The organism is Micromonospora sp. NPDC048887 (genome assembly GCF_040649715.1).
Lineage (GTDB): Bacteria > Actinomycetota > Actinomycetes > Mycobacteriales > Micromonosporaceae > Micromonospora.
In genome coordinates this window covers 294732-320929 of sequence record NZ_JBEZGA010000004.1, presented here as the reverse complement: position 1 = coordinate 320929, position 26198 = coordinate 294732, and the positions used below count along the sequence as shown (strand labels likewise).

Here is a 26198-nt window from a genome sequence, read left to right as displayed (position 1 = left end):
TCTCGACGCGGCATCCACTCGGCGAGCCGCCGACCTCGCTCACCGATCACCGTCACACGCTGCGCGAACCGCGCCACATCGTCCTGGCTGGTGACGCTCAACCGCCAGGACTCGTGCGGCCGACCCTGGTAACGCCCGCGCTTGAGCTTGAGCCGTGACTGAACACCGAGCCGCAGCAGCAGGTGTTGTACGTCCTCCAGCAGCCCCCGTGAGACGCTGTAGAACTCGACGACCACGTCGTACCGGTCACGTCCCCGGCGGCTCACCGTACCGTCGCAGGCGAAGTAGGCGCCGAGAAACGCCGACACCTGCCAGGCGTCACCTTCGAAGACGAAGTCGGGCACTCGCTTCTGCCAGGCGTTCTTGCCGAGCAGGCCATGTTCGGCCAGCCAGGGCTGAAGACCCGAGATACGGATCATCGAACTGCGGGCACTGTTGGGCCTGGTCACGTGACTGTGCCCGATCCGGTCACAAACAGACCGGAAGTCGGCCAGCACGTCCTCGTCACCCCCCGTGAAGGTGACCTGATTCGTCGTGCATCCGTCGCCGATGAGATAGCCGGCGAGCTTGTACTCGGCGACATCCTGAACGGTGTCCGCGACCAGTTCCGGGCACAGGACATTGGCGACGAAGTCGCGGTCGGTGAGATCTCCCGCCTTCGTCCAGCCCTCGGTGGTCCAGAAGGGGTGGTCGGGTGCCGCGACGACATCCCGCCCGCTCGTGGTCCGGATCCTGACCGACTCCAGTTCACCCTGCTCGTGCACCGCCAGCACGGTGGCGCCCGCCCCGGTTCGGGTGATGACCCGGTCACCCACCTCGATGTCACCGAGCCGGCGCCGTGATCCGTTCTCCAACAGGACCAGAGCCTCCACGGACACCGGCTTCCCGAGACCCGGCGGGCCCGACAGGAGGATGTGGTCGGGCGGGGAGCCGCGCCGCATCGCGCCCTGCAGCAGCAGGTCGAGCTGGTCGCGGACCCGGTGCTGGGCGATGAACTCGTCCAGCCGCTTCGGGCGGACGCTGGCCTCCGCGTCCCGCTCGGCGTCGTGCACGTACGCCGAGACCAGGTTCTCCCCGGTCATCGGGTCCGGCCCAGGAGGCGGATCGCCTGCTTGAGCAGCACCGGCACCGGCGGGGTCTCGCCGTCGACCGTCTCCGCCACCGCGGCCACGGCCTGCTCGGCCTGGCCCGCCGTCCAGCCGAGCCCGACCAGCGCCTGGCGCACCTGCTCCGGCCAGGCGCCCCCGGTCACCCCGGCCGCGCCGTCGGCGCCCACCGGCACCGGACCGACCCGGTCACGCAGCTCCAGCACCAGCCGCTCGGCGCCCTTCTTGCCGATGCCCGGCACCCGGGTCAGCGCCGCGGTGTCGGCGTTGGCGATGGCCTTGCGGACCGCGTCCGGCGTGTGCACGGCGAGCACCGCCTGGGCCAGCCGGGGACCGACCCCGCTGGCGGTCTGGAGCAGCTCGAACAACTGCTTGGCGTCGTCGTCGGCGAAGCCGTAGAGGGTGAGCGAGTCCTCCCGGACCACAAGACTGGTGGCCAGCCGGGCGGGCTGGCCCACGCGCAGGTCGGCGAGCGTGCCCGGGGCGCACTGCACGGCCAGGCCGATGCCGCCCACCTCCACCACCGCGTGATCCGGGCCGGTGGCGGTCACCGTGCCGCGTACGCTCGCGATCATCGCGTCCCTCCTCGTCGAGCCTGTTGCGCGGCGGCGGCCAGCTTGGACCGGGTGCCCCCGCGCCACACGTGACAGATGGCCAGCGCCAGCGCGTCGGCGGCGTCGGCCGGCTTCGGCGGCTCGGGCAGCCGCAACAGCCGGGTCACCATGGCGGTCATCTGCTTCTTGTCCGCCTGCCCCGAGCCGGTCACCGCGGCCTTGACCTCGCTCGGCGTGTACGTCGTCACCGGCAGCCCGGCCCGCGCCCCGGCGAGCACGGCCACGCCGCTGGCCTGCGCGGTGCCCATCACGGTGCGGACGTTGTGCTGGCTGAACACCCGCTCCACGGCTACCGCGTCCGGCCGGTGCTCGGCGACCAGGTCGGTGAGCGAGCGGTCCAGGTGCAGCAGGCGCAGCGCGAGGTCGTCGGCCGGGTCGGTGTAGACCACGTAGTAGGCCACGAGCGTGCAGGGGCGGCCCGGCACGCCCTCGACCACGCCGACCCCGCACCGGGTCAGCCCCGGGTCGACGCCCAGCACGCGCACGCCGCCTCCTCCCGAGCCGCCAGCAGTACGTGTGTTCGACACACCCTACTGGTGGCCGCCGACGGCGGGTCGGCCGGACACGCCGGGCACGGGTGGTGACGCGGCGCACCACACAGGCGGGCGGTGGAGTATGTGTCGCCGCCCCATGTGCCGGGGGGCACCCGGCTCGTACGTTCATGCGCCATGACGGCAGAACCAGTGGCGGCCCCCCACGTCGTACACGTCGACCTGACCGGTCGCATCGCGCTGGTCACAGGTGGTGGCGGCGGCATCGGCCGGGCCTGTGCCCTGCGCCTGGCCGCGGCCGGCGCGACGGTCGTGGTGCTGGACCGCGACGTGGCGGCGGCCGAGGCGGTGGCCGCCGAGGCGGGCGGCCGGGCGGTCGGGATCGACCTGGCCGACCCGGTGGCGGTGGACCGGCTCGACGTCGACGCCGACATCGTGGTCAACAACGCCGGCCTGCAGCACGTCGCGCCGGTGCAGGACTTCCCGGTCGAGCGCTTCGAGTACATCCAGCGGGTGATGGTCGAGGCGCCGTTCCTGCTGATCCGCCGCGCGCTGCCCCGGATGTACGCGAACGGCTGGGGCCGGATCGTGAACATCTCCTCGGTGCACGGGCTGCGCGCCTCGCCGTTCAAGGCCGCGTACGTCTCGGCCAAGCACGCGCTGGAGGGCCTGTCCAAGGTGGTCGCGCTGGAGGGCGCCGCGCACGGCGTCACCGCCAACTGCATCAACCCGGCGTACGTGCGCACCGCGCTGGTGGAGAGCCAGATCGCCGACCAGGCGGCCACCCACGGCATCGGCGAGGACGAGGTGGTCGAGAAGATCATGCTGGCCCGGGCGGCGATCAAGCGGCTGATCGAGCCGGCCGAGGTGGCCGAACTGGTGGCCTACCTGTGCTCCCCGCCGGCGGCGTTCCTCACCGGCACCTCGATCGCCCTCGACGGGGGCTGGACGGCGAACTAGTGGCCCCGCGCACAATGTCGCTCATGTCGTCGCCGGTGGAGTTCCTGGAGTTGCTGGCGCGCGAGGCCGCCGCTGTCGAGTTCGAGGGCCCGCTGGTGGCCGCGCGCGCCGCCGGCCTGCCCGCCGAGCGGCTGGCCGAGCTGGAGCAGGCGAAGGTGGTGGCGCTGCGGGTACGGGCGCTGCTGGCCCGCCGGCGCCGCCGGGAGACCGAGCTGTCCGGCCTGTACGACACCGCGAGCGACCTGGCCGGGCTGCGGGACCTGGACGACGTGCTGCGCGCGATCGTGCACCGGGCGCGGATCCTGCTCGGCACCGACGTGGCGTACATGACGCTCAACGACGACGAGCGCGGCGACACGTACATGCGGGTCACCGACGGTTCGATCTCGGCCCGGTTCCAGCGGCTGCGGCTGGAACTGGGCGACGGGCTCGGCGGACTGGTCGCGCAGACCGGCACCCCGTACGTCACCTCGAACTACCAGGAGGACGAGCGGTTCCGGCACACCGGGGAGATCGACGGCGGGGTGGGCGAGGAGGGCCTGGTGGCCATCCTCGGCGTGCCGCTGCGGCTCGGATCCAGCGTGATCGGCGTGCTGTACGCGGCCAACCGCTCGGCCCGGCCGTTCGCCCGCGAGGAGGTGTCGCTGCTGGTGTCGCTGGCGGCGCACGCGGCGGTGGCGATCGACACCGCCCGGCTGCTCGCCGAGACGCGCGCGGCGCTGGCCGAGCTCTCCGCGGCGAACAGCACCATCCGGGCGCACAGCAGCTCGGTGGAGCGCGCCGCCGCCGCGCACGACCGGATGACCGCGCTCGTGCTGCGCGGCGGCGGGATGGAGGACGTGGCGGCGGCGGTCACCGAGGTGCTCGGCGGCGCGCTGCTGGCGCTGGACGCCGAGGGCCGGCGGCTGGCCCGGGTCGGCGAGATCGAGGAGCCGGACCGGGCGGACATCGTGGAGGCGGTCGCCGCGTCGCGTACCGAGGGGCGCAGCGTGCGCCGGGGCCCGCTCTGGTACGCCGCGGTGGTGGCCGGCGCGGAGAACCTGGGCGCGCTGGTGCTGCGCCCGGACGACGAGCTGGTCGACGCCGACCAGCGGATCCTGGAGCGGGCCGCGCTGGTGACCGCGCTGCTGCTGCTGTTCCGCCGGACCGTGGCCGAGGCGGAGGGACGGGTACGCGGCGAGCTGCTGGACGACCTGATCGCCCGGCCGCTGCGTGACGCCGACGCGCTACGAGCGCGGGCCCGCCGGATCGCCGTGGACCTGGACGCCCCGCACGTGCTGGTGGCGGTCGGCGACGACGCGTTCGCCGAGACCGGGTCGGCCCGGCAGCGGGTGCTGTCCTGGGCCACCACGTACGCCTCGACCCGGGGTGGCCTGGCCGCGGCGCGCGACGGGCGGGTGGTGCTGATGCTGCCCGGCAACGACGCCGGCGGCGCGGCCCGCGCGGTGGCCCGGGATTTGTCCCGGATGACCGGCCGCCCGGTGACCGCCGGGGCGAGCGGCCCGTCGACCGGTCCGGCGTCGCTGGCGGTCACGTTCGCCGAGGCGGAGCGCTGCCTGTCCGCGCTCGGTGCGCTGGGCCGGGCCGGGCAGGGGGCGAGCACCACCGAGCTGGGCTTCGTCGGGCTGCTGCTCGGTGCGGTCGGCGACGCCGGGGACCGGGACGTGGCCCGGTTCCTCGCCACGACCGTGGGGCCGGTGCTGGACTACGACGCCCGGCGGGGCACGGCGCTGGTGAAGACGCTGGAGGCGTACTTCGGGGTGGGCGGCAGCCTGGCCCGGGCCGCCGAGCAGTTGCACGTGCACGTCAACACCGTCACCCAGCGGCTGGAGCGGGTCGGGCACCTGCTCGGCGCGGACTGGCAGCGGCCGGAGCGGGCGCTGGAGGTGCAGCTCGCGCTGCGCCTGCACCGGCTGCGCACGCCCGGCCGCTGACCGGGCGCCGGCCGGGTCAGCGGACGCGCAGGCCGTCCAGGACCGTGTCCACGATCCGCTCCGGCAGCAGCCGCTCGTCGCGCTCGGGGTGCCAGCGCAGCATCCGCTGGGTGAGCATCGGCGCGGTCAGCAGTGCCATCGCCACCTCGATGTCGAGGTCGGCGCGCAGCTCGCCCCGGTCGACGGCACGGCGCAGCACCTCGCGCATCGCCGCGCGCCGGGGCCCGATGATCGCCTCGTACGCCTGCCGGTGGGCGGAGCTGCGGTTCACCTCCGGCACCAGGCAGGGCATGATCTTGCGGACGCGGGGGTCGGCGTGCTGGCCCACCGCGCCGACGAGCACCACCAGGTCGTCGCGGACGGAGCGCCCGGCAGTGCGGGGCGCGGGCCCCTTGAGCGTGCGCAACGCGTCCAGCAGCAGCGCGTCCTTGCCCGGCCAGCGACGGTAGATGGTGGCCTTGCCGACTCCGGCGCGGTTCGCGATCGCCTCGATGGACAGCGACTCGACGGTGCTGCCCTCGGCCAGCAGGTCGAGGGCGGCGTCGATGATCGCCTCGTCCGCGCGGGTGCTCCGCGGTCGCCCGGGCGACCGCGGAGCATCCGCCGTGGAAGTCATGTCAGACATTGTCCACGAACCTACGCGGTACCGGCCAACTCCCGGTCCGTGACCGGCGTCGCGCCGGGCGCGGCGACGACCGGACGGCCCGGCATCCAGCGCAGCACGATCACGATGCCGAGCGCGGCCACAAACGCGGAGGCGCCCGCGGCCCAGTGCATGGCCGACACGAACGAGTCGTTCGCCGCGTCGATCAGTCGCGGCGCGTCGGGGCCGAGCCGGCCGGCGACGGCGTACGCCCCGGAGACCGACTCGCGGGCCGCGTCGCGTACCGGGGCGGGCAGTGCGGCCACCGCCGGGCCGACCTGGTCGCGGTAGACGGCGGAGAGCACCGAGCCGATCACCGCGACGCCGAGCGCGCCGGCGACCTGACGCACGGTGTTGCTCACCGCCGAACCGACACCGGCCTTCTCCCGGGGCAGCGACGACATGATCGACTCGGTGGCCGGCGGCATGATGTTCGCCATCCCGGCGCCCTGGAGGAAGCCCAGCGCCGAGAAGATCCAGATCGGGGTGTCCGCGTCGATGAAGACGAACGCGGCGAGCGCCACTGTGGTGAGAAGCAGCCCGGCGGCCGCGACCGCCCGGCCGCCGTAGCGGCGGACCATCGCCGCGCTGCGCGGCGCGAAGATGAGCTGGGCCGCGGCGAACGGCAGGAACAGCAGGCCGCTCTCCAGCGGGCTGTAGCCACGCACGAGCTGGAGATAGAACGCGCCGAAGAACAGCACGCCCATGGCGGCGAAGAAGATCAGCCCGACCAGGGCCACCGGCGCGGCGAACCGGGGCACCCGGAACAGCCGTACGTCCAGCGACGGGTGGTCGCTGCGCAGCTCGTGGGCGACGAACCAGCCGAGCACCGCGAGGCCGCCGAGGACCGCGATCCACACCCGCGGGCGACCGAAGCCGTGCTCGCCGCCGTCGATGATGCCGTAGGTGAGCGCGACCAGGCCGACCACCGACAGCAGCACGCCGAGCAGGTCGACCCGGCCGGGCTTCGGGTCTCGGGACTCGGGGACCAGGGCCGCGACGAGCACCACGCCGAGCGCCACCACCGGCACGTTGATCAGGAATACCGAGCCCCACCAGAAGTGCTCCAGCAGCGCGCCGCCGAGCACCGGGCCGATCGCCACCGCGAGGCCGACCGCGCCGGCCCAGACGCCGATCGCCTTGGCGCGCTCGCGCGGGTCGAAGACGTTGGAAATGATCGAGAGCGTCACCGGCATGATGGCCGCGCCGCCGACGCCCATCAGCGCGCGGGCCGCGATCAGCTGGCCCGGATCCTGCGCGTACGCGGACAGCAGCGAGGACAGGCCGAACAGCGCCAGCCCGAGGATCAGGAAGCGGCGGCGGCCGAGCCGGTCACCGAGCACGCCGAAGGTGAACAGCAGCCCGGCGAAGACCAGTGTGTAGGAGTTGATCGCCCACTCCAGCTCGCCCTGCGTGGCGCCGAGGCCGTGCACCGGGTCGGCCAGGGTGCGCAGCGCGACGTTGAGGATGGTGTTGTCGAGGACGACCACGAGGAGGCTGATCACCAGCACCCCGAGGATCACCCACCTCCTCGGGTGTCCCGTGTTCTCGTGTGGTTCCACTTGCCGCTCTCCCCCCGGTTCACCCGCGCCGAAATACGATACGGGTCGGACTCGTAACCATGCCGAGCGTAGGCGAGCGGATTTCGATACGGTACCGGTTCGTATCGAGTGTGTCTCAGGTCACGTCCGGGTCCCCTAGGGCATGGCGGCGCGGCGCCCGGCCGCGGCGCGGCAGGAGGTGAGCGCGTCGGACAGGGTCCTCAGATGCCCCGCCGGCGGCGTGATCCAGCCCGGTCCGGCGCTGTGCACCCACACCGACGGGAACTCCCGCGCGAACCGGGCCATCCGGTACGCCCGGCCGGTCACCGGAGTCTGCGACCACACCACCACCGTGTGCGGCCGGCTGCGGCGCACCGCACTGGCCAGCGCCGGCCAGGGCAGGGCAGCGCCCAGGAACAGGCTGCCCATGTTCGCCTCCCGCAGCGCGGCGGCGAGCGCGTGCAGGCCGAGACAGTGCAGCTCCTGTTCGGCCGCGGCGAGCAGGATCCCCCCGGACGGCAACCCCCGCCCCGGCTCCCGCAGCAGCGCGTCCAGGCCGGACCGGATCCCCTCGGAGAAGGCGTGCTCCACCGCCACCTCGACCGCGCTGTGCCCGGGCAGCGCGGCCAGCATCGGCGCGCAGACCCGCTCCCACACCGCCGTCACGCCCCACCGCCCGGCGGCCTCGACGACCAGCCCGGCCACCCGGTCACCGTCCAGATCCTCCGCGGCGAGCGTGAGGTGCTTGCGGACGCCCTCGACGGCGTCGCCGGGCATCGCCTCGGTCACCAGAAGCACCTCCCGGGTAGACGGTCACTACCCAGGGATTCGGCGGAACGGCACCGCTTGGATGCGCTCGGGCCGCCCTGATCGAGGCAACCTCAGTCCGGGAAGGTGACCACCCAGCGGGCGCCCTCGCCCCGGGCCAGCCGGTCCAGCGCCGCGGGCGCCTCGGTCAGCGGCACCGTGCCGCTCACCAGCGGCCCCAGGTCCAGGTCGCCGGCGGCGAGCGCGGCGGCCAGCTCCGGCACCTCCAGATCGGGGTCGGTCGAGCCGTACACCGAGGAGCGCAGCGTGCGCGCGGAGTGGAAGATGTCCAGCGCGGAGAGGCTGAGCAGGTCGTCCTTGCCGCCCATGCCGACCACTGTGACCGCTCCCCCGCGCCGCGTCGCCCGCCAGGCGGCGCGGATGGTGGCGGACCTGCCGACGCACTCGAACGCGTGGTCCACGCCGCGCCCGTCGGTGCGGGCCCGGATCTCCTTGCCCAGCCGGTCGTCCGAGCGCAGGAAGTCGGTGGCCCCGGCGGCGAGCGCCAGGTCCCGCTTGGCCTCCACGACGTCCACCGCGAGGATCGGCGCCGCGCCGGCTCGCCGCGCGGCGGTCAGCACCGCGAGGCCCACCCCGCCGAGGCCGATCACCGCGACCGACTCGCCGGGTGCGACCCGCGCGGTGTTGCGGACCGCGCCGACGCCGGTGAGCACCGCGCAGCCCAGCACCGCCGCCTGCTCCGGCGGCAGCCCGGCCGGCACCGGTACGGCGGCGCGCTGCGGCACCACCACCTCCTCGGCGAGCGCGCCGAGCCCGAGCGTGACCTGCAGGGGCTCACCGGCGGCCGTCTCCCCCCGGGGCGTGGACGGGTTGGGGTTGGCCGCGCAGAGCCACGGTTCGCCGTGCCGGCAGTGCCAGCACTCCCGGCAGGCGGGCGCCCAGTTGAGCACCACCGGCGTGCCGACCGCCAGTGTCGTACCCGGCCCGGCCTCGGCCACCACGCCCGTCGCCTCGTGCCCCAGCACCAGCGGGTACGTGGGTGCCAGCGTGCCGTCCACCATGGCCAGGTCGGAGTGGCAGATGCCGGCGGCGCGGATGCGTACCCGCAGCTCGCCCGGGCCCGGCGCGGGCAGGCGTACCTCCTCGACCGCCGGGGTGGCGCCCCGGCCGCGCACCACGAGCGCCCTCACCGCTGGATCGCCTTCAGCTCGGTGAACTCCTCCACGCCGTACGCGCCCAACTCTCGGCCGAGGCCGGACTGCTTGTAGCCGCCGAACGGGGCGAGCGGGTTGAACGCGCCGCCGTTGACGTCCACCTGGCCGGTACGCATCCGCCGGGCCACCGCCAGCGCCGCGTCGGAGTCGGCGGACCAGACCGCGCCGGCCAGCCCGTACCGGGAGTTGTTGGCGATGGCGACCGCCTCGTCGGTGTCGGCGAACGGGATCACCGCGAGCACCGGACCGAACACCTCCTCCTGGGCGAGCGCGCTGTCCGGGTGGACATCGGCGAAGACGGTGGGCGCGACGAAGTGACCCTGCGGCGGCAGTGGCGCGTCCGGGCCACCGGCGACGAGCCGGGCGCCGTCGGCGAGCGCGCGGTCCACGTGGTCGCGTACCCGCTGGGCCTGCGCGGCGGAGGCCAGCGGGCCGAGCCGGGTGGCCGGGTCGAAGGGGTCGCCGAGCCGGTAGCCGGCCACCGCCGCCTCGACCAGGTCCAGCGCCTCGGCGTAGCGGTCGCGGTGCACGAGCATCCGGGTCCAGGCGGTGCAGGTCTGCCCGGAGTTGAGCAGCGCGTTGCCGACGCCGACCTTGACCGCGGTGGGCAGGTCGGCGTCGGCCAGGATGACGTTCGCCGACTTGCCGCCGAGTTCCAGCGACACCCGGGCGATCCGCTCGGCGGCCAGGTGGGCGATGCGGCGGCCGGTGGCGGTGGAGCCGGTGAACGAGACCAGGTCGACGTCGGGGTGCGCGGCGAGCGCCTCGCCGACGACCGGGCCGGTGCCGGGCACCAGGTTCACCACTCCCGGTGGCAGGCCGGCGTCGACGATCGCGTCGAAGAGCAGGTAGGCGGTCAGCGGCGTCAGCTCGCTGGGCTTGAGCACCACAGTGCACCCGGCGGCGAGCGCGGGCGCGACCTTCGCGACCACCTGGTGCAGCGGGTAGTTCCACGGGGTGATCGCGCCGACCACGCCGACCGGCTCCCGGACCACGAGCGAGTTGCCGACCGTGTGCTCGGCGGCCGGGCGGGCGGCCAGGTCGACCATGCTCCGCAGCACGGTGAGCGGCAGGCCGGCCTGGACGCGGGTGGCGAGCTTGAGCGGGGTGCCCAGCTCGGTCGCCACCGTACGGGCGATCTCGTCGGCGCGGGCGGCGAGCGCGCTGTGCAGCCGGTCGAGGTGCGCGGCCCGCTGTTCGGGGGCGGTGGCGGCCCAGCCGGGGAACGCGGCGCGGGCGGCGGCGACCGCGCGCTCCACGTCGGCCGGAGTGCCGGCGGGCACCTCGCCGACGGTGCTCGCGGTGGCCGGATTCTCCACCGGGATGGTGTCGCCCGACGACGGGTCGACCCAGTCACCGGCGATGTGCAGGTGGCGGCGCGTCAGCAGGGCGGGCGGGGCGGCGGCGAGATCCATGGCGTCCTTCGGGGGCGGGGGAAACTAGCGGTGGGAGTTTCTACGCTACTCCGGACCGCCGACCCGTTCCAGCGGGGCGACGGTGGCGGCGTACTCGGCGGCGAGCCCGTGCAGCAGCGCGTCCAGGCCGAGCGCGAACGCGCCCTCGTCCACGCTGCGCTGGTGGCCGGCGAGCCGGTGCGCCTGGTTGAGGTGCGGGTGCGCGGCGTAGAGCGAGGGGTCCTCGACGAAGCCGCGGGCGAACGAGCCGAGCGCGGACCCGGCCACGAAGTAGCGCATGGCGGCGCCGATGTGGGTGGCCCGCGCGGGCGGCCAGCCGGCCCGCACCAGCGCGCCGTAGACCGCGTCGGCCATGGCGAGCGCGGCCGGACGGCGGCCCGGCCCCTGCGCCAGGTACGGCACGATGTTCGGGTGCGCGGCCAGCGCGGCCCGGTACGAGTGCGCCCAGCGGCCGAGCGCGTCGAGCCAGTCGTACTCGTCGAAGACGCCGGTGTCGACGGTGGCCGCGACGCCGTCGGCCACCGCGTCGAGGATCTCCTCCTTGGTGGCGAAGTGGTTGTAGAGCGAGGGACCGCGTACGCCGAGCGCGGCGGCGAGCCGCCGGGTCGAGAGCGCGTCCAGCCCGTCGGCGTCGATCAGGGCCAACGCGGTCTCGACGATCCGATCGCGGGTGAGCAGGGCCTGCCGGGGTCTGGGCACCTGGTCATCATCCTCCCTTCGACATCGGGCCTGGACGCGGGAAAACTTCCAGCGCTAGTTTAGAGCCAGTCGACCTGAGGGGGCACCGTGGACTTCGCACTGTCCGACGAGGAACGCGCGATCCGGGACACCGTTCGCACGTTCGTCACCCGTGAGGTGATGCCGCTGGAGGCGGAGGTGCTGCGCCGCGAGCGCGCCCACCAGCCCGGCCTGGACCGCTCCGAGCTGCGCGAACTCCAGCTCAAGGCGAAGAAGTTCGGCTTCTGGGGGCTGGCCACGCCGGAGGAGTACGGCGGGATGGCCCTCCCGGCTGTCATGCAGTCGCTGATCTGGACCGAGCTGGGCCGCAGCTTCGTGCCGTTCCGCTTCGGCGGCGAGGCCGACAACATCCTGTTCCACGCCACCGAGGAGCAGAAGCGCGAGTTCCTGATCCCCACCATCGAGGGCGAACGGATCTCCTGCTTCGCCATCACCGAGCCCGGCGCGGGCTCCGACGCGGCGAACATCAAGCTGCGCGCCCGCCGCGACGGCGACGACTGGGTCCTCGACGGCGAGAAGACGTTCATCACGAACGGCAACGACGCCGACTTCGCCATCGTGGTCGCGGTGACCGACCCGGAGAAGGGCGCCCGCCGCGGCGGCGCGACGGCGTTCCTGGTGGACCGCGCGATGGGCTGGCGGTCCGAGTTCATCCAGACCATGGGCGAGGGCGGCCCAGCCTCGCTGATCTTCGACGGCGTACGGGTGCCGCACCGCAACATCCTCGGCGAGATCGGGCAGGGCTTCACGCTCGGCATGGAGTGGATCGGCAAGGGTCGCTACACGATCCCGTCGCACGCCATCGGCATCGCCGAACGCGCCCTGCAGATGGCCATCGACCACGCCAACACGCGGGAGACGTTCGGCGCGCCGATCGCCACCAACCAGGCCATCCAGTGGATGATCGCCGACTCGGAGACCGAGCTGGAGGCGGCCCGCTGGCTGATCCTGCGCTCGGCCTGGACCGTCGATGCGGGCCTCGACCCCCGGCACGCCTCCTCCATGGGCAAGCTCTACGGCGCCGGCATGGTCAACCGGGTGGTGGACCGGGTGCTGCAGATCCACGGCGGCATGGGCTACACCCGTGAGCTGCCGATCGAACGCTGGTACCGGCAGGTGCGGCTGTACCGGATCTTCGAGGGCACCGACGAGATGCAGCGGCTGATCATCTCCCGGGACCTGCTGCGCGGGTACACGAAGATCGGCGGCCATCTGGCCTGACGCGTCGTGTCTCAATCCTGACTCTGCGCAACCACGCGCAGGTCTGGGGTGTGTCCCCGGCACAGGCACCACCAGCTGGAGGGGATGCACATGCGCACACGAACCAGGGCGGTCGCGCTCACGACGGCCGCCGCCATGCTCGGAGTCCTCGCGCTCTCGGCCGCACCGGCCTCGGCGAGCGTGAGTCAGGGGTACATCGCGGGTTCCGGCGACTGGCGGGACGACTGGGGCGACGAGGGCCCGTTCTCGGCGTCGACGCGCTCGTACAGCAACGTCGTCGCCATGTGGCAGATGATCCTGTGGGCCGACGGCTACCTCACCCGCTCCGAGGTCGACTGCCGGTTCGGGCCGCAGACGACGGCCGCCACGAAGCGGTGGCAGAGCGCCCGGGGCCTCGTCGCCGACGGCGTCGTCGGGGCCAGGACCCTGTCCCGGGCGGCCACCCGCCTCGGCGTCTGGGAGAGCGAGGGCTGGTACTACTACGACGGAGCCACCGACTACTTCCAGCTCGGTCGCCGGACCGACGGCAGGTGGGACATGAGCCTCGGCCCGGACCAGGAGTGGAAGCTGCTCTCCTACACGTCCGCGACCTTCGCCGTCTGCTGACCCACAGGTACGGCCGGCGCGCGGTGGCGGGCCGGCCGTACTCCGGGTGGTCTGCGGTCGTTCTCCGGCCGCCCCGGCCCCGGGTCAGCCGGTCAGCGCCTCGATCGCCCGGTCCACGTCCGCCTCGGTCGTGTAGAGGTGGAACGAGGCGCGGACCCGGCCGGCCCGTACCGCCGCGCGCACCCCGGCGCGGGCCAGCCGCTCCTGTGCGTCCGGCACGTCCACGCTGACGATCGCGCTGTCGCCCGGCGGGCGGCCCAGCCCGGCGAGGAACCGGTTGGCCAGCGCCACGTCGTACGCGCGCACCTCCTCCGGATCGAGGTCGGCGAGCAGTTCCAGCGCCGGCGCGGCCCCGACGTAGCACAGCCAGGACGGGGAGATGTCGAAGCGCCGGGCGTCGTCGGCCAGCCGCAGCGGCGTCCCGTAGTAGGAGGCGTGCGGGTCCTCTCCGGCGTACCACCCGGCCGCGTCCGGGCGTATCCGCTCGCGCAGCGCCGGGGCCAGGTAGGCGAACGCCGCGCCGCGCGGCGACATCAACCACTTGTACGCCCCCACGACCACCGCGTCCGCGCGGTCCGCCGCGAACGGCAGCCACCCGCACGCCTGGGTGGCGTCGACCACCACGAACGCGCCGTGCGCCCGGGCCGCCGCGACGATCTCGTCGTACGGGGCCACGGTGCCGTCGGCGGACTGCACCACGCTGAACGCCACCAGGTCGGTGCCGGCGTCGATCGCGTCGGCCAGTCCGGCCAGCGGCACGGTGCGGACCCGCACGCCCCGCTCCCGCTGGACCAGCCAGGGGAACAGGATCGAGGTGAACTCGCCCTCGGGCACCACCACCGAGGCGCCGGCCGGCAGGCTCGCGGCGATCGGCGCGACCAGCTGCGACACGGCGGAGCCGATGCTCACGTCGGCGGCGTCCACACCGGTCAGCCGGGCGAACGCGGCCCGGGACCGCCCGACCGACTCGTCCCACACCTCGAACGACACCCGCCCGGTCCGCCAGTCGGCGAGCACCCGCTCCACGGCGTCGCACACCGGTTCGGGCGGCAGCCCGTAGGTGGCGGTGTTCAACCAGCCCGGCTCCGGCTGCCACAACTTCTGCGCCTGCTCCAGCTCCATTCCCCGACGCTAACCACCCCCACCCCACCCCCGGCACCACCAATCCCACCCCCGTGGCCCCCGCCCCCGCCCCCGACCCCGCCCGCCCCGGCCTGGCCCACCCCGCCGGAGCCGGGGCGCCGCACCAGGGCGGCCGGCCGGGCGATCATGAGGTTGGCGGCGATTGTGGTCCGAATTGCCGCCGTCAACCTCATGATCGTCGCGCTGAGGCTCAGCGGGGTGGGGGGAGGTCGGTGAGGGCTGCGGCCAGTTCGGTTCGCACCCTCGGCAGGGGCCAGGTGGCCAGGTCCCGCAGGGTGTGGCGCCGGCGCAGGTGTCGTACCGCGGTCAGGCCGACCAGGTAGCCGCAGCGTTTGGGCAGGTCACCTGCGAGCGGCGAGTCCCGCATGAGGAAGTACGGGGCGTGGTGGTCCACGTCGGTGGCGTCGAGGTCGGCGCGGACCCGGCGCAGGATCGCCGGCCAGCGGCGGCGGCACTCGTCGAGCCAGGGGCGGTGGCCGGGGCGGCCGAACCAGAGGTACGCCTCGTCCGGCCGCCCGGGATCCAGTTCCGCGGTGACCTGGGTGGCGAGCCCTTCGGTGAACAGCGCGTTCGCCACGCCGTACTCGGGCCAGTCGCGGATCGCCGCGCACCGGTCGTGCACCACGTGCGCGGCCTCGTGCCGCACCAGCAGGCCGAGGTCCTCGGGCGGCCCGAGCTGTTCCACGGCGAGGAACAGCGCGTACCTGCCGTCCATCTCGCCGGCCCAGCCGTTCGCCTGGTGCAGCCCGACCAGCACCACGCACTCGACCGGCCCGCCCTCGCCGGACCAGCCCAGCGCACCGGCCACCGCCGCGACGCCGTCGGGCAGCAGCGCGCGTACCGTCCCGGCGGTTGCCGCCAAATCGGCGGCGCGGTCGCGGAGTCCGTCCAGGACGGCGGCCACGCGCGCGGCGTCGGACCAGTCGCCGTCGCGGCGCAGCGCCCGGAGCACGTCCGGATGCCCGGCCAGGTAGCGGGAGGTCCACGGCTGCGGCGAAGCGAACGACTCGGCGCAGGCCAGGAAGTCGGGCACCAGGTCACGGACGCGGAGCAGGTCGGCGGGCGGCATCCGCACGATGCTGCCCGGCCGCGTCCCGCCGGGCAACACCGGGACGGTACGGGCCCCCGGCGCGACCGCGCCGGGGATCTCGCCCTAACTGAAGGAAGTCTTCACGATGAAGCCCTCTTTTGCAAGGTATCGACATTGATGAGCGTCACGCTATAAGGTGCGGCGAACCGGCGACGGGAGCCCAGTCGCCCCATGTAGTCGACGAGGAGTGACGTGACAATTCGGAGACCCTCGCGTCGGGTGAGCACCTTGCTCGGCGGCGCCATGATCCTCACGATCGGCCTGACCGGTCAGCCGGCCCAGGCAGCGCCACAGCACCGCGCGCAGCCGCTCGCCGCCGCCTTCGACCGGGCCGCCGCCGGTTCCGACGTGCCGCGCGACCTGCTCGCCGCGCTCGGGTACGCCGAGACCCGCCTGGACGGCCACGGCGGCGAGCCCAGCGCCTCCGGCGGATACGGCGTGATGCACCTGACCAGCAACCCGAAGGTGCGGACCCTCGACGAGGCGGCCCGCCGGACCCGGCTGGACCGCGCCGAACTGCGTACCCGGGACGCGGCGAACGTGGCCGGCGCGGCGGCGGTCCTGCGCTCGTACGCCGACGAGGCCGGGCTCACCGCGGCGCAGCGGGACGACGTCAACCAGTGGTACGGCCCGATCGCCCGCTACGGCGGCGCGACGGACCCGGCGACCGCACGGCTGTACGCCGACTCCGTGTACGACCTGCTCGCCAGGGGCTTCATCGCGACCACCGCCACCGGCGAGGTCAGCGTGGCCGGCCGTCCGGTCGCACCCCAGCGGGGCCGGTACACCGACGTCGCGCCGCTGGGCAGCGGCGACTTCGGCACCCTGAGCACCGACTACGGCCCGGCGGCCTGGGTGCCGGCCAGCTCGTCCAACTACACGGCCTCCAGCCGCGAGTCGGCGTACCCGATCAACTACATCGTCATCCACACCATGCAGGGCAGCTACTCCGGCTCGATCAGCTGGTTCCAGAACCCCGCCGCCGGCGCCAGCGCGCACTACCTGCTCCGCTCCTCCGACGGTGCGGTGACGCAGATGGTCCGGGACAAGGACATCGCCTGGCACGCGGGCAACTGGACCTACAACACCCAGTCGATCGGCATCGAGCACGAGGGGTACGTCGACAACGCCTCCTGGTACACCGACGCGATGTACCGGTCGTCGGCGGCGCTGACCCGCTACCTGTGCGACAAGTACGGCATCCCGAAGACCCGCACCAACATCATCGGGCACAACCAGGTGCCGGGCGCCACGCACACCGACCCGGGGTCGAACTGGAACTGGACCTACTACATGCAGCTGGTCACCGGCGACACCACGCCCCCGCCGACCGCCTGGTCGACCATCGTGGACAACACCACCGCCGGCCGGTTCACGGCGAGCGCCAACTGGAGCACCTCGACGTACTCGGCGCAGCGCTACGGCGCCGACTACCGGTACGCCAACCCCGTCGCGGCCAGCGACACCGCCTGGTACAAGGTGAACATCCCGGCGACAGCCACCTACCGGGTGGAGGTCTGGTATCCGGCCGTGGCCGGCTACAACACCTCCACGCCGTACATCGTCGCGACGACGAGCGGCAACCAGACGGTCTCGGTGAACCAGACGGCGAACGGCGGCGCCTGGCGCTCGCTGGGCACCTTCACCCTGGCCGCCGGGGACGCCAACAAGGTGGGTGTCAGCCGGTGGTCCGGCAGCACCGGGTACGTGATCGCCGACGCCATCCGCGTCACCCGCGTCTAGCTCGCTGAGCCGGAGGCGCTCGGCCCGGTCAGCTCACGTTGGCCGGGCCGAGCACGCTCTTCAGGTCACCCATCAGCGCGGTGGTCGCCGCGACCCGGAACGGGCCGAGGCGCAGCGTGGTCACCTTGCCGCCGTTGAGCAGCTTGACGTGCACCTCGGTGTCGCCGGGGTGCAGCACCAGCGTCTCCTTGAGCCGTTCCACCAGCGGCGGCGTGCAGCGGTGCACCGGGATGGTGAGCGTGACCGGTTTGCTCCCCGGGGTGCTGCTGACATCCGGCATGGACATGTCCATCGCCATGATGCGCGGGGTGTCGTCGCGCCGGTCCACCCGGCCCTTGACCACCACGATGGCGTCCTCGGCGATGTACTGCCCGATCACCTCGTACGTGTTCGGGAAGAACAGCGTCTCCACGCCGCCGGCCAGGTCTTCCAGGGTGGCCGACGCCCACGCCCGGCCCTGCTTGGTGACCCGGCGCTGCACGCCGGAGAGGATGCCGGCCAGCGTGACCACCGCGCCGTCGGGCACGGTGCCCTCCTCGGACAGCGCGGCGATGGTGGTGTCGGCGGCGGCGCCGAGCACGTGTTCCAGGCCGAACAGCGGGTGGTCGGAGACGTACAGGCCGAGCATCTCGCGCTCGAACGCGAGCTTGTCGCGCTTGTCCCACTCCCCCTCGCCGATGACCGGCATGACAGTGGTGGTGCCGCCGGTCTCCGCCTCGCCGAAGCCGGCGCCGAACAGGTCGTACTGGCCGACCGCCTCCTTGCGCTTGACGTCGGCGTACGCGTCGATGGCGTCGGCGTGCACGGCGAGCAGGCCCTTGCGCGGGTGGCCGAGCACGTCGAACGCCCCGGCCTTGATCAGCGATTCGATCGTCTTCTTGTTGCAGACCACGGCGTCGACCTTGGACAGGAAGTCGTAGAAGTCGGCGTAGTCGCCCTTCTCCTCGCGGCAGCGCATGATCGAGGCGACCACGTTCGCGCCGACGTTGCGCACCGCGCCGAGGCCGAAGCGGATTTCCTTGCCGACCGGGGTGAACGGCCCGGCCGAGGTGTTGACGTCCGGCGGGAGCACCTGGATGCGCATCCGGCGGCACTCGGAGAGGTAGAGCGCCATCTTGTCCTTGTCGTCACCGACGGAGGTGAGCAGGGCGGCCATGTACTCGGCCGGGTAGTGCGCCTTGAGGTACGCGGTCCAGTAGGAGACCAGGCCGTACGCGGCGGAGTGGGCCTTGTTGAACGCGTAGCCGGCGAACGGCACCAGCACGTCCCACACGGCCTGGATGGCCTCGTCGGAGTAGCGGCGCTCGCGGCAGCCGTCCCGGAACGGGATGAACTCCTTGTCCAGGATCTCCTTCTTCTTCTTGCCCATCGCCCGGCGCAGCAGGTCGGCCTGGCCGAGCGTGTAGCCGGCGAGGATCTGCGCGGCGCGCTGCACCTGCTCCTGGTAGACGATCAGGCCGTACGTGGGCGCGAGGATCTCCCGCAGCGGCTCCTCCAGCTCCGGGTGGATCGGGGTGATCTCCTGGAGGCCGTTCTTGCGCAGCGCGTAGTTGGTGTGCGAGTCCACGCCCATCGGACCGGGCCGGTAGAGCGCCAGGACGGCGGAGATGTCCTCGAAGTTGTCCGGCTTCATCAGCCGCAGCAGTGAGCGCATCGGCCCGCCGTCGAGCTGGAACACGCCGAGCGTGTCACCACGGGCCAGCAGCTCGTACGCCGCCTTGTCGTCAAGCGGCAGGCCGAGCAGGTCCAGCTCCCGGCCGTGGTTGAGCTGGATGTTCTTCACCGCGTCGTCGATGATCGTCAGGTTGCGCAGGCCGAGGAAGTCCATCTTCAGCAGCCCGAGCGACTCGCAGGTCGGATAGTCGAACTGCGTGATGATGACGCCGTCGGAGTCGCGCCGCATGAGCGGGATGTGCTCGATGATCGGCTCGGCGGACATGATGACGCCGGCGGCGTGCACACCGGTCTGCCGGATCAGGCCCTCGATGCCCTTGGCGGTCTCGATGACCTTCTTGACGTCCGGGTCGGACTCGTAGAGGCCACGGATCTCGCCGGCCTCGGCGTAGCGCGGGTGCTTCGGGTCGAAGATGCCGGACAGCGGGATGTCCTTGCCCATCACCGCCGGGGGCATGGCCTTGGTGATCCGGTCGCCGACCGCGTACGGGAAGCCGAGCACCCGGGCCGAGTCCTTGATCGCGGCCTTCGCCTTGATCGTGCCGAACGTGGCGATCTGCGCGACCTTGTCCTCGCCCCACTTGTCGGTCACGTACTTGATGACCTCACCCCGCCGGCGCTCGTCGAAGTCGATGTCGACATCCGGCATGGAGACGCGCTCGGGGTTCAGGAACCGCTCGAAGATCAGGCCGTGCGGGATCGGGTCGAGGTCGGTGATGCCCAGCGCGTACGCCACGAGCGAGCCGGCCGCCGAGCCACGCCCCGGGCCGACCGCGATGCCCTGGCTCTTGGCCCACTGGATGAAGTCGGCGACCACGAGGAAGTACGACGGGAAGCCCATCTGGATGATGACGCCCAGCTCGTACTCGGCCTGGACGACGTGGCCCTCGGGGATGCCGTTCGGGAAGCGGCGCTTGAGCCCCGCGAAGGTCTCCTTGCGGAACCAGGACTCCTCGGTCTCGCCCTCGGGGATCGGGAACCGCGGCATCAGGTTGTGGAACGTGAACATGCCGGCCGGGTCGACCTTCTCGGCCACCAGCAGCGTGTTGCGGCAGCCCTGCTGCCACAGTTCGGAGGAGTCGACGGCGCGCATCTGGTCGGCGGACTTGACGAAGTAGCCGCCGCCCTCGAAGCGGAACCGGTTCGGGTCGGCCACGTTGCTGCCGGTCTGTACGCAGAGCAGCACGTCGTGCGCCTCGGCCTGCGCCTCGTGGGTGTAGTGCGAGTCGTTCGTGACCACCGGCGGGATGTCGAGCTTGCGGGCGATCTCGGTGAGCCCGTCGCGGACCCGGCGCTCGATGTCGAGGCCGTGATCCATGATCTCCAGGAAGTAGTTGTCCTTGCCGAAGATGTCCTGGTACGCGGCGGCGACCTTGAGCGCCTCGTCGAACTGGCCCAGCCGCAGCCGGGTCTGCACCGCGCCGGAGGGGCAGCCGGTGGTGGCCATGATGCCCTCGGCGTGCTCGGCGATCAGCTCCATGTCCATCCGGGGCCACTTCACGTAGTGGCCCTCCATGGAGGCGCGGGAGTTGAGCTTGAACAGGTTGTGCAGGCCGTCGCGGTTGGCCGCCCACATGGTCATGTGGGTGATCGCGCCGTTACCGGAGACGTCGTCGCTCTTCTGCTCGGGGCGCCCCCACTTGACCCGGGCCTTGTGGAAGCGCGACTCCGGCGCGACGTACGCCTCGACGCCGAGGATGGGCTTGACCCCGGCGTCCATGGCCTGCTTGTAGAAGTCGTTCGCGCCGTGCATGTTGCCGTGGTCGGTGATCGCCACCGCCGGCATGCCGAGCCGCGCCGCCTCCGCGAAGAGGTCCTTGAGCCGGGCCGCCCCGTCCAGCATCGAGTACTCGGTGTGTACGTGCAGATGCGCGAACGAATCGCCCATGCGTGGCGCCCCCCGGGTTGTGGATCAAGCTGCGTCGGAGTCGACCGACCCACCCTACCGAGGCGGTCCCGCGGGCTCCACCGCCCACACCGAGGGTGCTCCGTCTCTCTCCGACCGGCAGGTGTGCGGCACGCGACGTTCTGCTCTATTGCAATAGTGTGTGGCACACACTATCGTGTTGAGCATGGTCAGCGATGAGGTCCTCCGGACCCACCTCCAGGAGCTACGGCGCGGCACGGTAGTGGTGGCCAGCCTGGTCGCCCTGCGCCGCCCCGACTACGGATACGCCCTGCTGCAACGGCTGGCCGCGCACGGCTTCGCGGTCGACGCCAACACGCTCTACCCGCTGCTGCGCCGCTTGGAGGACCAGGGCCTACTCACCAGCGAGTGGAACACCGAGGAGAGCCGGCCGCGCAAGTTCTACCGGACCAGCGCCGACGGCGACGCCGTGCTGAACCTCCTGCTCGACGACATGACCGCGGTGCGGACGTCCGTCACCGAACTGATCGAAGGAGCGGAACGATGAGTTCCCTGACCGACCGTTACGTCGCCGCCACCATGCGGGCCGTGCCCGCGCAACGCCGCCTGGAGCTCGCCGAGGAGCTGCGCGGCTCCATCGCCGACATGATCGACGACCGGACCTCGGGCGGGCAGGACCACGCCTCCGCCGAGCGCGAGGTGCTCACCGAGCTGGGCCATCCGGAGAAGCTCGCGGCCCGCTACAGCGACCGCACCCTGCAACTCATCGGCCCGCGCTACTACCTGACCTGGTGGCGGCTGCTGCGGCTGCTGCTCACCTGGATCCCGGCGATCGTCGGCGTGCTCTCCGGCGTCACGAAGGCGCTTGTCGACGGCGAGCCGGGCGCGGCGATCGGCACGGCGGTCGTGGCCGCGATGCAGACCGCGGTGCAGATCGCGTTCTGGGTCACGCTGGTGTTCGCCCTGCTGGAGCGCACCCGGACCCCGCTCGGGCTGCCCGAGTGGACCGTCGACCAGCTCCCCGAGGAGAGCCGGGAGCGGCAGATCAGCCACTCCGACAGCATCGCCTCGGTGGTGTTCCTGCTCGCCACCGTCGGTGGTCTGATCGGTCAGCACTTCCAGCGCTGGACCACCGACGGCGGCTCCCGGATGCCGGTGCTCGACCCGGCGCTCTGGAGCTTCTGGCTGCCGGCCCTGATCGTGGTGCTGCTGGCCACCGTCGGCCTGGAGATCGCCAAATACCGGTCCGGCCGGTGGACCTGGCCGCTGGTGGCGGTCAACGCGGTGCTCAACGTGGCCTTCGCCGCCCCGGCGCTCTGGCTGCTCGCCACCGACCGGCTGCTCAACCCGGAGCTGGTCGAGCGGTTCGCCTGGCTGCGCGACGGCGGCACCGTCGAGTTCGCCCGGGTGGCGGGCGCGGTGGTCGTGCTGGTCGCGATCTGGGATGTGATCGACAGCGCGATCAAGGCCGGACGCGCCACCCGCTGACGCCCGGCCGCGGTCCCCGCGACCTCGCTCTCGCCCCGGTGCCGTCGGCGCCGGGGCGAGACGCCGTCGGCTGCCCGACTCAGCCGGGGCGGACCGGCCACCCGGGGCATAGCCTGAGGTCCGGACCACCGGCGAGCACTGGGACGCCCTGATGCCCCTCCCCGACGGCACGGACGAGCTGGCCCGGTCGGCGGCACTCGGCGACCGCACGGCCCTCGACGCCCTGCTGGCCGCCGTACGGCCAGAGGTGCTGCGGCAGTGCGCGCGGCTGCTGCCCCACCGGCAGGACGCCGAGGAGGCCTGCCAGGACGCCCTGCTCGCGCTCGCGCACGGGATCACCGGGTTCGAGGGGCGGTCGTCGTTCGACACCTGGCTCTACCGGATCACCGCCAACCGGGCCCGCTCCACCTACCGCACGTTGCGGCGACGGTGGCAGCGGGAGGCCGACGGGGTCCCGCTGCCGGACCCGCCCGACCCCCGCCGGACGAGCGTGGTCGCCGGCACCCGGCTCGACCTGCTGGACGCGCTCGACGCGGTCCCGCCGGACCTCGCCGAGGCGGTGACCCTGCGCGACGTGCTCGGGCTGAGCTACCGGGAGATCGCCGGCCTGCTCGACGTGCCGGAGGGCACCGTCAAGTCCCGCATCCACGAGGCCCGGCGGCAACTGCGGCTACGGCTGTCCGATGCGTGAGCCGGCCCGCCGGCGGGGCGGCGTCGCGCTCGTCGTACTCGCCGCCCTCGCCGCGACGCCCGCCTGCGCCGGCCGCCCGGTCTCGCCACTTCCGGCACGGCCGGCGGTGACAAGCGCCGTCGCCGCCGCGCCGCCCACCACCGCGAGGCCGCCCGGGCCCACCCCGGCACCGCCGGGGAGCACGCCGGCCCCGTCGAGCAGCAGACCGGCGGTCCCGCGTACGCGGCCACGACCACCGGCCGCGCCCCGGACCACCCGGCCCGCCCCGCCGGTACGCACCACCGCCCCGGCCGCGTGCTTCGGGGCGGTCCGCCACGACCTGATCCTGGCCGAGACCGAACTGGCGCTGGTGCGGTCGCTCTGCTTCGCCGCCGGTGGAATCCTGCGTATCCGGGGCATCGGCCCGGGTGAGGTGACGGTGGACCGCGAGGATCTGGTCTCGCAGAGCTACGAGGCCGGCGTGGTGGACATCCGGTTCGTGCGCACCGGCACCGTCGTCGTCACCATCCCGCAGGACGGGCGGGCGTACCCCATCACAGTGGTGGTGGTCTGACCGCGCCGCCTACCCGGCCCGTACCCCGGCGAGCACGCCGTCGGCGAAGTCCGCGCCCGCGTCCGGCGGCGGGACGAGCTGGACGTAGAGCAGGCCGGCCCGGCCGGTCGCCGGCCCGGCCGCCTCGACGATCACCGGGCGGCCGGTGGGGCAGGTGTACGTGACGACGGTCCACTCGACGCCGCCCTGCCGGGTACGCCGCGGCGGTGCCGCGACGCAGTCGGCGTGCGGCCGTCCGGCGAGGAAGGCCGCCGGACCGGTCCGGCGAGCCGCACCGGTGGCGAGACCGACGAACGCGCCGGGCAGCATGGGGTCGGCCGCCCAGTTCCCCGGGTCCGGGGAGATCACCAGCGCCGGTTCGAGGCGGCCGTCGTCGCCGTACCGTCCGGCCCAGCCGGTTCCCTCGGCCCGCCAGCCCGCCGGCAGGAGCACGGTCAGCGGCCCGCTGCGGCCCACCGCACCGGCCGCAACGGGGTGGATCGCGTCCCCCGCGCCCGTGACGGCGACGGCGAGCGTCACCGCGACCGCGGCCACGGCCGGCACCGGGCGCGGTGCCCGCCGGGGCGGGGGCGGGGCGGGCCCACCCGCCACCGCGCGCCGCAGCGCCCGCCGGAACGCGTCCGCGTCCGGGTGGCGGTCGGCCGGGCGTACGGCGGTGGCGGTCCGCAGCACGACGTCCACGGCGGCCGGTACCCCGGGACGCAGGCGTGAACCGGCCGGCCGTTGCTCGACCGGCCCACCCGGTGGGTTCGCCCGGCCGAGCAGCCGCAGTCCCAGGCGGCCCAGTCCGAACACGTCGGCGCGGGTGTCGACCACCGCCAGCGGGTCGTCCTGCTCCGGCGCCATGTAGCCGGGCGTGCCGGCCCGGGCGGTCAGCCCGGAGGCGGAGGCGAGCGCCTTGGCCAGCCCCAGGTCGGCGATGAGCACCCGCTCACCGTCCGGGCCGGAGTGGAACAGGACGTTGCTCGGTGTCAGGTCCCGGTGCACCACCCGGTGCCGGTGCAGCACCGCCACCCCGGCCGCGATCTCGTCCAGCACCGACAGGGCCTCCGTCACCGGCAGCGGGCCCCGGGCCAGCCGGTCCCGCAGGCTGCCACCGTCGGCCCAGGCCAGCACGGCGTACGGGCGGCCGTCGGGCAGCTCCCCCACGGCGTGCACCCGGACCAGGCGGTCGTGGTCCAGCCGCCGCAGCAGCCGGGCCTCGTCGAGGAACCGTTCCCGCACCCGCAGGTCGTGGCTCCAGTTCTCGGCCAGCACCTTGACCGCCACCCGGCCGGCGAGGGCGGGGTCGTACGCGAGCCAGACCGTGGCGAAGGACCCCGTGCCGAGCAGGCGCTCCACCCGGTACGCCCCGATCCACGTCGGCGTGATCATCGCACCACCTCCGGGACCGCCACCCGGGCCACCACGTCGACGGTAGACGATCCACCGAACCGAACCGCCGCGGCCGGAGACCAACAGGACAGGAGAACCCGACGGAAGGAGATCCACCATGAACCGTCTCGCGTCCACCGTCCTCGCCGCTCTGCTGGCGCTGGCCGCCGCCGTGCCGGTCGCCGCACCGGCCGCCTCCGCCGCACCGGTGCGCACGGCGGCCACCGGTGGCGATGCCGGCACGCCGGTGCGCGCCCGGTCGGCGGTCCCGGAGAACGCGGTGCTCAGTGTCCGGGGCGCCGGCCCGTTCCGGATCGGCGCCCGGCTGGACCGGCTCGTCGCGGCCGGCCTGATCGACTGGACGGCGCCCGGCTGCCCCGGAGTCGTGCACGCCGGTGTCACCGGCTCCTGGGCCGGCGCGATCCTGCTGGCCTTCCGGGACGGCCGGCTCGTGTCGGTGGGCACGGCCACCGCGCCGCCGCGCTCCCCGGCCGGCGGGTCGGTCGGGATGTCCTTCGCCGAGCTGGAGCGCGTCTACGGACCGCGCGGCAGCATGATCCCCAACGACGCGGGTGACGCCGAGGCGTACCTGGTCCGGTTCGGGTCGCGGGTCGAGCTGTTCAGCGACCACCCGATCCGGCCCGGGGCCGGCTACTACGAGGCCGGTCTGGCGTCGTACGTCGAGCGGGGGTTCCGGCAGGGCTGCTGCTGCTGAGGGCGGCGGGCCCGGCCGTCGTGCCGGGCCCGCGTCCGGCGGCCGCTCAGGTCGCCGCCCGCCACTCGCGGGACAGCACCGCGTAGACCACCTCGTCGGTCCACTCCCCCTTGACGAACTCGTTCTCCCGCAGGTGCGCCTCCCGGCGCATGCCCAGCCGCTCCAGCACCCGGGCCGACGCGGTGTTGCGGGCGTCCAGCCGGCCGACGATCCGGTGCAGCCCCAGCCCGTCGAAGCCGATCCGCAGCAGTTCCCGGGCCGCCTCGGTGACGTACCCCCGGCCGGTGTGCGCGGGATGCGCCACGTACCCGATCTCGCCCTGCCGGTGCTCCCCGCTGGTCCAGCTCAGCAGCACGTCCCCGGCGAACTCGCCGGTGCCCGCCAGCGTCACGGCGAGATTGAGCACGTCGCCGGGGGCACGCAGCGCGGTCCGCCGGACCAGCCGCTCGATGGCGGCGCGGGCGGCGGCGTCGTCGTACGGCTGGTGGTAGAGGTAGCGGGTCACCTCCGGGCGGCCCCGGTAGTCCCGGACCACCGTGAGGTCGTCGGCGGTGAAGGCGCGCAGCACCAGGCGCTCGGTGCGCAACGGCAGATCGGGCACGAACACCC

23 protein-coding genes and 2 pseudogenes are annotated in these 26198 nt (G+C 73.4%); 10 read left to right on the top strand and 15 right to left on the bottom strand.

The window, feature by feature from the left end; genetic code table 11:
• Nucleotides 1-65 precede the first annotated feature (65 nt).
• The 4 genes and pseudogenes from AB0C17_RS09220 to ruvC form a co-directional block, all read right to left on the bottom strand.
• Nucleotides 66-764 (bottom strand): annotated as a pseudogene (locus AB0C17_RS09220) (LAGLIDADG family homing endonuclease); the annotation flags it as partial.
• Between the two features lie 117 nt (nt 765-881).
• Nucleotides 882-1082 (bottom strand): annotated as a pseudogene (locus AB0C17_RS09215) (Holliday junction branch migration DNA helicase RuvB); the annotation flags it as partial.
• Complete coding sequence (gene ruvA / locus AB0C17_RS09210; RefSeq protein WP_030271013.1) at nt 1079-1681, bottom strand: Holliday junction branch migration protein RuvA; 603 nt, start codon at nt 1679-1681, stop codon at nt 1079-1081. The gene ruvA and the pseudogene AB0C17_RS09215, both read right to left, overlap by 4 nt.
• Entirely contained in the window at nt 1678-2205 is a 528-nt protein-coding gene (ruvC, locus tag AB0C17_RS09205; protein WP_357386543.1) for a crossover junction endodeoxyribonuclease RuvC, read from the bottom strand. Before ruvC ends, ruvA begins: the two co-directional genes overlap by 4 nt.
• A 183-nt stretch (nt 2206-2388) precedes the next feature.
• On the opposite strand from ruvC, the gene AB0C17_RS09200 reads away from it, so the two are divergent.
• Together AB0C17_RS09200 and AB0C17_RS09195 are read left to right on the top strand one after the other, a co-directional pair.
• The gene (locus AB0C17_RS09200; protein ID WP_357386545.1) at nt 2389-3171 is read left to right on the top strand and encodes a 3-hydroxybutyrate dehydrogenase; all 783 of its coding nucleotides are present in this window, start codon (nt 2389-2391) and stop codon (nt 3169-3171) included.
• A gap of 14 nt (nt 3172-3185) precedes the next feature.
• Entirely contained in the window at nt 3186-5105 is a 1920-nt protein-coding gene (locus AB0C17_RS09195; protein WP_357477856.1) for a helix-turn-helix domain-containing protein, read from the top strand.
• Nucleotides 5106-5121: 16 nt separating this feature from the next.
• Here AB0C17_RS09195 and AB0C17_RS09190 read toward each other — a convergent pair whose 3' ends face one another.
• The 6 genes from AB0C17_RS09190 to AB0C17_RS09165 all read right to left on the bottom strand — a co-directional run bounded on the left by AB0C17_RS09190 (nt 5122) and on the right by AB0C17_RS09165 (nt 11385).
• Nucleotides 5122-5730, bottom strand: coding sequence for a TetR/AcrR family transcriptional regulator (locus AB0C17_RS09190; protein WP_357386547.1), 609 nt, complete (start codon nt 5728-5730; stop codon nt 5122-5124).
• An 11-nt stretch (nt 5731-5741) separates the two neighbouring features.
• Complete coding sequence (locus AB0C17_RS09185; RefSeq protein ID WP_357386549.1) at nt 5742-7310, bottom strand: MFS transporter; 1569 nt, start codon at nt 7308-7310, stop codon at nt 5742-5744.
• Between the two features lie 135 nt (nt 7311-7445).
• Complete coding sequence (locus tag AB0C17_RS09180) at nt 7446-8078, bottom strand: transcriptional regulator (protein ID WP_357386551.1); 633 nt, start codon at nt 8076-8078, stop codon at nt 7446-7448.
• 92 nt (nt 8079-8170) lie between these two features.
• A complete protein-coding gene (locus AB0C17_RS09175; protein ID WP_357477708.1) occupies nt 8171-9247 on the bottom strand; it encodes a zinc-binding dehydrogenase in 1077 nt (358 codons plus the stop codon).
• A complete protein-coding gene (locus AB0C17_RS09170; protein WP_357477705.1) occupies nt 9244-10686 on the bottom strand; it encodes an aldehyde dehydrogenase family protein in 1443 nt (480 codons plus the stop codon). Before AB0C17_RS09170 ends, AB0C17_RS09175 begins: the two co-directional genes overlap by 4 nt.
• Nucleotides 10687-10731: 45 nt before the next feature.
• Nucleotides 10732-11385: a TetR/AcrR family transcriptional regulator C-terminal domain-containing protein gene (locus AB0C17_RS09165; protein ID WP_357386557.1), complete on the bottom strand. Its 654-nt coding sequence runs from the start codon at nt 11383-11385 to the stop codon at nt 10732-10734.
• Nucleotides 11386-11472: 87 nt separating this feature from the next.
• Between AB0C17_RS09165 and AB0C17_RS09160 the strand changes: the two genes are divergently transcribed.
• Both AB0C17_RS09160 and AB0C17_RS09155 read left to right on the top strand, forming a co-directional pair.
• A complete protein-coding gene (locus AB0C17_RS09160) occupies nt 11473-12645 on the top strand; it encodes an acyl-CoA dehydrogenase family protein (RefSeq protein WP_357386559.1) in 1173 nt (390 codons plus the stop codon).
• Nucleotides 12646-12735: 90 nt separating this feature from the next.
• Entirely contained in the window at nt 12736-13251 is a 516-nt protein-coding gene (locus AB0C17_RS09155; RefSeq protein ID WP_357477702.1) for a peptidoglycan-binding domain-containing protein, read from the top strand.
• An 84-nt stretch (nt 13252-13335) separates the two neighbouring features.
• Here AB0C17_RS09155 and AB0C17_RS09150 read toward each other — a convergent pair whose 3' ends face one another.
• Both AB0C17_RS09150 and AB0C17_RS09145 read right to left on the bottom strand, forming a co-directional pair.
• Nucleotides 13336-14373, bottom strand: coding sequence for an aminotransferase class V-fold PLP-dependent enzyme (locus AB0C17_RS09150; protein WP_357386563.1), 1038 nt, complete (start codon nt 14371-14373; stop codon nt 13336-13338).
• Between the two features lie 211 nt (nt 14374-14584).
• A complete protein-coding gene (locus AB0C17_RS09145) occupies nt 14585-15499 on the bottom strand; it encodes a hypothetical protein (protein WP_357477699.1) in 915 nt (304 codons plus the stop codon).
• Between the two features lie 204 nt (nt 15500-15703).
• Here AB0C17_RS09145 and AB0C17_RS09140 point away from each other — a divergent pair, with 204 nt between their 5' ends.
• Nucleotides 15704-17227 carry an N-acetylmuramoyl-L-alanine amidase gene (locus tag AB0C17_RS09140; RefSeq protein WP_357477696.1) on the top strand — a complete coding sequence of 508 codons (1524 nt, stop codon included), beginning with the start codon at nt 15704-15706 and terminating at the stop codon, nt 17225-17227.
• 28 nt (nt 17228-17255) lie between these two features.
• Here the strand turns inward: AB0C17_RS09140 and dnaE are convergent, their stop codons facing one another.
• Entirely contained in the window at nt 17256-20789 is a 3534-nt protein-coding gene (gene dnaE, locus AB0C17_RS09135) for a DNA polymerase III subunit alpha (RefSeq protein ID WP_357477692.1), read from the bottom strand.
• Between the two features lie 184 nt (nt 20790-20973).
• Between dnaE and AB0C17_RS09130 the strand changes: the two genes are divergently transcribed.
• From AB0C17_RS09130 to AB0C17_RS09115, 4 genes are all read left to right on the top strand, one after another.
• Nucleotides 20974-21315, top strand: a complete 342-nt coding sequence (locus AB0C17_RS09130) for a PadR family transcriptional regulator (protein WP_357386571.1) — start codon at nt 20974-20976, stop codon at nt 21313-21315.
• Nucleotides 21312-22256, top strand: coding sequence for a permease prefix domain 1-containing protein (locus AB0C17_RS09125; RefSeq protein WP_357477689.1), 945 nt, complete (start codon nt 21312-21314; stop codon nt 22254-22256). The genes AB0C17_RS09130 and AB0C17_RS09125 overlap by 4 nt, the downstream gene beginning before the upstream one ends.
• A gap of 151 nt (nt 22257-22407) precedes the next feature.
• Nucleotides 22408-22947 carry an RNA polymerase sigma factor gene (locus AB0C17_RS09120; protein WP_357477686.1) on the top strand — a complete coding sequence of 180 codons (540 nt, stop codon included), beginning with the start codon at nt 22408-22410 and terminating at the stop codon, nt 22945-22947.
• Nucleotides 22940-23500: a hypothetical protein gene (locus tag AB0C17_RS09115; protein ID WP_357477683.1), complete on the top strand. Its 561-nt coding sequence runs from the start codon at nt 22940-22942 to the stop codon at nt 23498-23500. The genes AB0C17_RS09120 and AB0C17_RS09115 overlap by 8 nt, the downstream gene beginning before the upstream one ends.
• Before the next feature lie 9 nt (nt 23501-23509).
• On the opposite strand, the gene AB0C17_RS09110 is transcribed toward AB0C17_RS09115, so the two are convergent.
• The gene (locus tag AB0C17_RS09110) at nt 23510-24874 is read right to left on the bottom strand and encodes a serine/threonine-protein kinase (RefSeq protein ID WP_357477680.1); all 1365 of its coding nucleotides are present in this window, start codon (nt 24872-24874) and stop codon (nt 23510-23512) included.
• A 118-nt stretch (nt 24875-24992) separates the two neighbouring features.
• On the opposite strand from AB0C17_RS09110, the gene AB0C17_RS09105 reads away from it, so the two are divergent.
• On the top strand, nt 24993-25589 hold the full coding sequence (locus AB0C17_RS09105) for a hypothetical protein (RefSeq protein WP_357477677.1): 597 nt from the start codon (nt 24993-24995) through the stop codon (nt 25587-25589).
• Nucleotides 25590-25635: 46 nt separating this feature from the next.
• On the opposite strand, the gene AB0C17_RS09100 is transcribed toward AB0C17_RS09105, so the two are convergent.
• A complete protein-coding gene (locus tag AB0C17_RS09100; protein WP_357477674.1) occupies nt 25636-26196 on the bottom strand; it encodes a GNAT family protein in 561 nt (186 codons plus the stop codon).
• Between the last annotated feature and the right edge of the window lie 2 nt (nt 26197-26198).

Coding starts and splice junctions, on each gene's coding strand:
- ruvA (WP_030271013.1), bottom strand. CDS start 1,681: ATGATCGCGAGCGTACGCGGCACGGTGACCGCCACCGGCCCGGATCAC.
- AB0C17_RS09200 (WP_357386545.1), top strand. CDS start 2,389: ATGACGGCAGAACCAGTGGCGGCCCCCCACGTCGTACACGTCGACCTG.
- AB0C17_RS09195 (WP_357477856.1), top strand. CDS start 3,186: ATGTCGCTCATGTCGTCGCCGGTGGAGTTCCTGGAGTTGCTGGCGCGC.
- AB0C17_RS09190 (WP_357386547.1), bottom strand. CDS start 5,730: ATGTCTGACATGACTTCCACGGCGGATGCTCCGCGGTCGCCCGGGCGA.
- AB0C17_RS09170 (WP_357477705.1), bottom strand. CDS start 10,686: ATGGATCTCGCCGCCGCCCCGCCCGCCCTGCTGACGCGCCGCCACCTG.
- AB0C17_RS09155 (WP_357477702.1), top strand. CDS start 12,736: ATGCGCACACGAACCAGGGCGGTCGCGCTCACGACGGCCGCCGCCATG.
- AB0C17_RS09150 (WP_357386563.1), bottom strand. CDS start 14,373: ATGGAGCTGGAGCAGGCGCAGAAGTTGTGGCAGCCGGAGCCGGGCTGG.
- dnaE (WP_357477692.1), bottom strand. CDS start 20,789: ATGGGCGATTCGTTCGCGCATCTGCACGTACACACCGAGTACTCGATG.
- AB0C17_RS09130 (WP_357386571.1), top strand. CDS start 20,974: ATGGTCAGCGATGAGGTCCTCCGGACCCACCTCCAGGAGCTACGGCGC.
- AB0C17_RS09125 (WP_357477689.1), top strand. CDS start 21,312: ATGAGTTCCCTGACCGACCGTTACGTCGCCGCCACCATGCGGGCCGTG.
- AB0C17_RS09120 (WP_357477686.1), top strand. CDS start 22,408: ATGCCCCTCCCCGACGGCACGGACGAGCTGGCCCGGTCGGCGGCACTC.
- AB0C17_RS09115 (WP_357477683.1), top strand. CDS start 22,940: ATGCGTGAGCCGGCCCGCCGGCGGGGCGGCGTCGCGCTCGTCGTACTC.
- AB0C17_RS09110 (WP_357477680.1), bottom strand. CDS start 24,874: ATGATCACGCCGACGTGGATCGGGGCGTACCGGGTGGAGCGCCTGCTC.
- AB0C17_RS09105 (WP_357477677.1), top strand. CDS start 24,993: ATGAACCGTCTCGCGTCCACCGTCCTCGCCGCTCTGCTGGCGCTGGCC.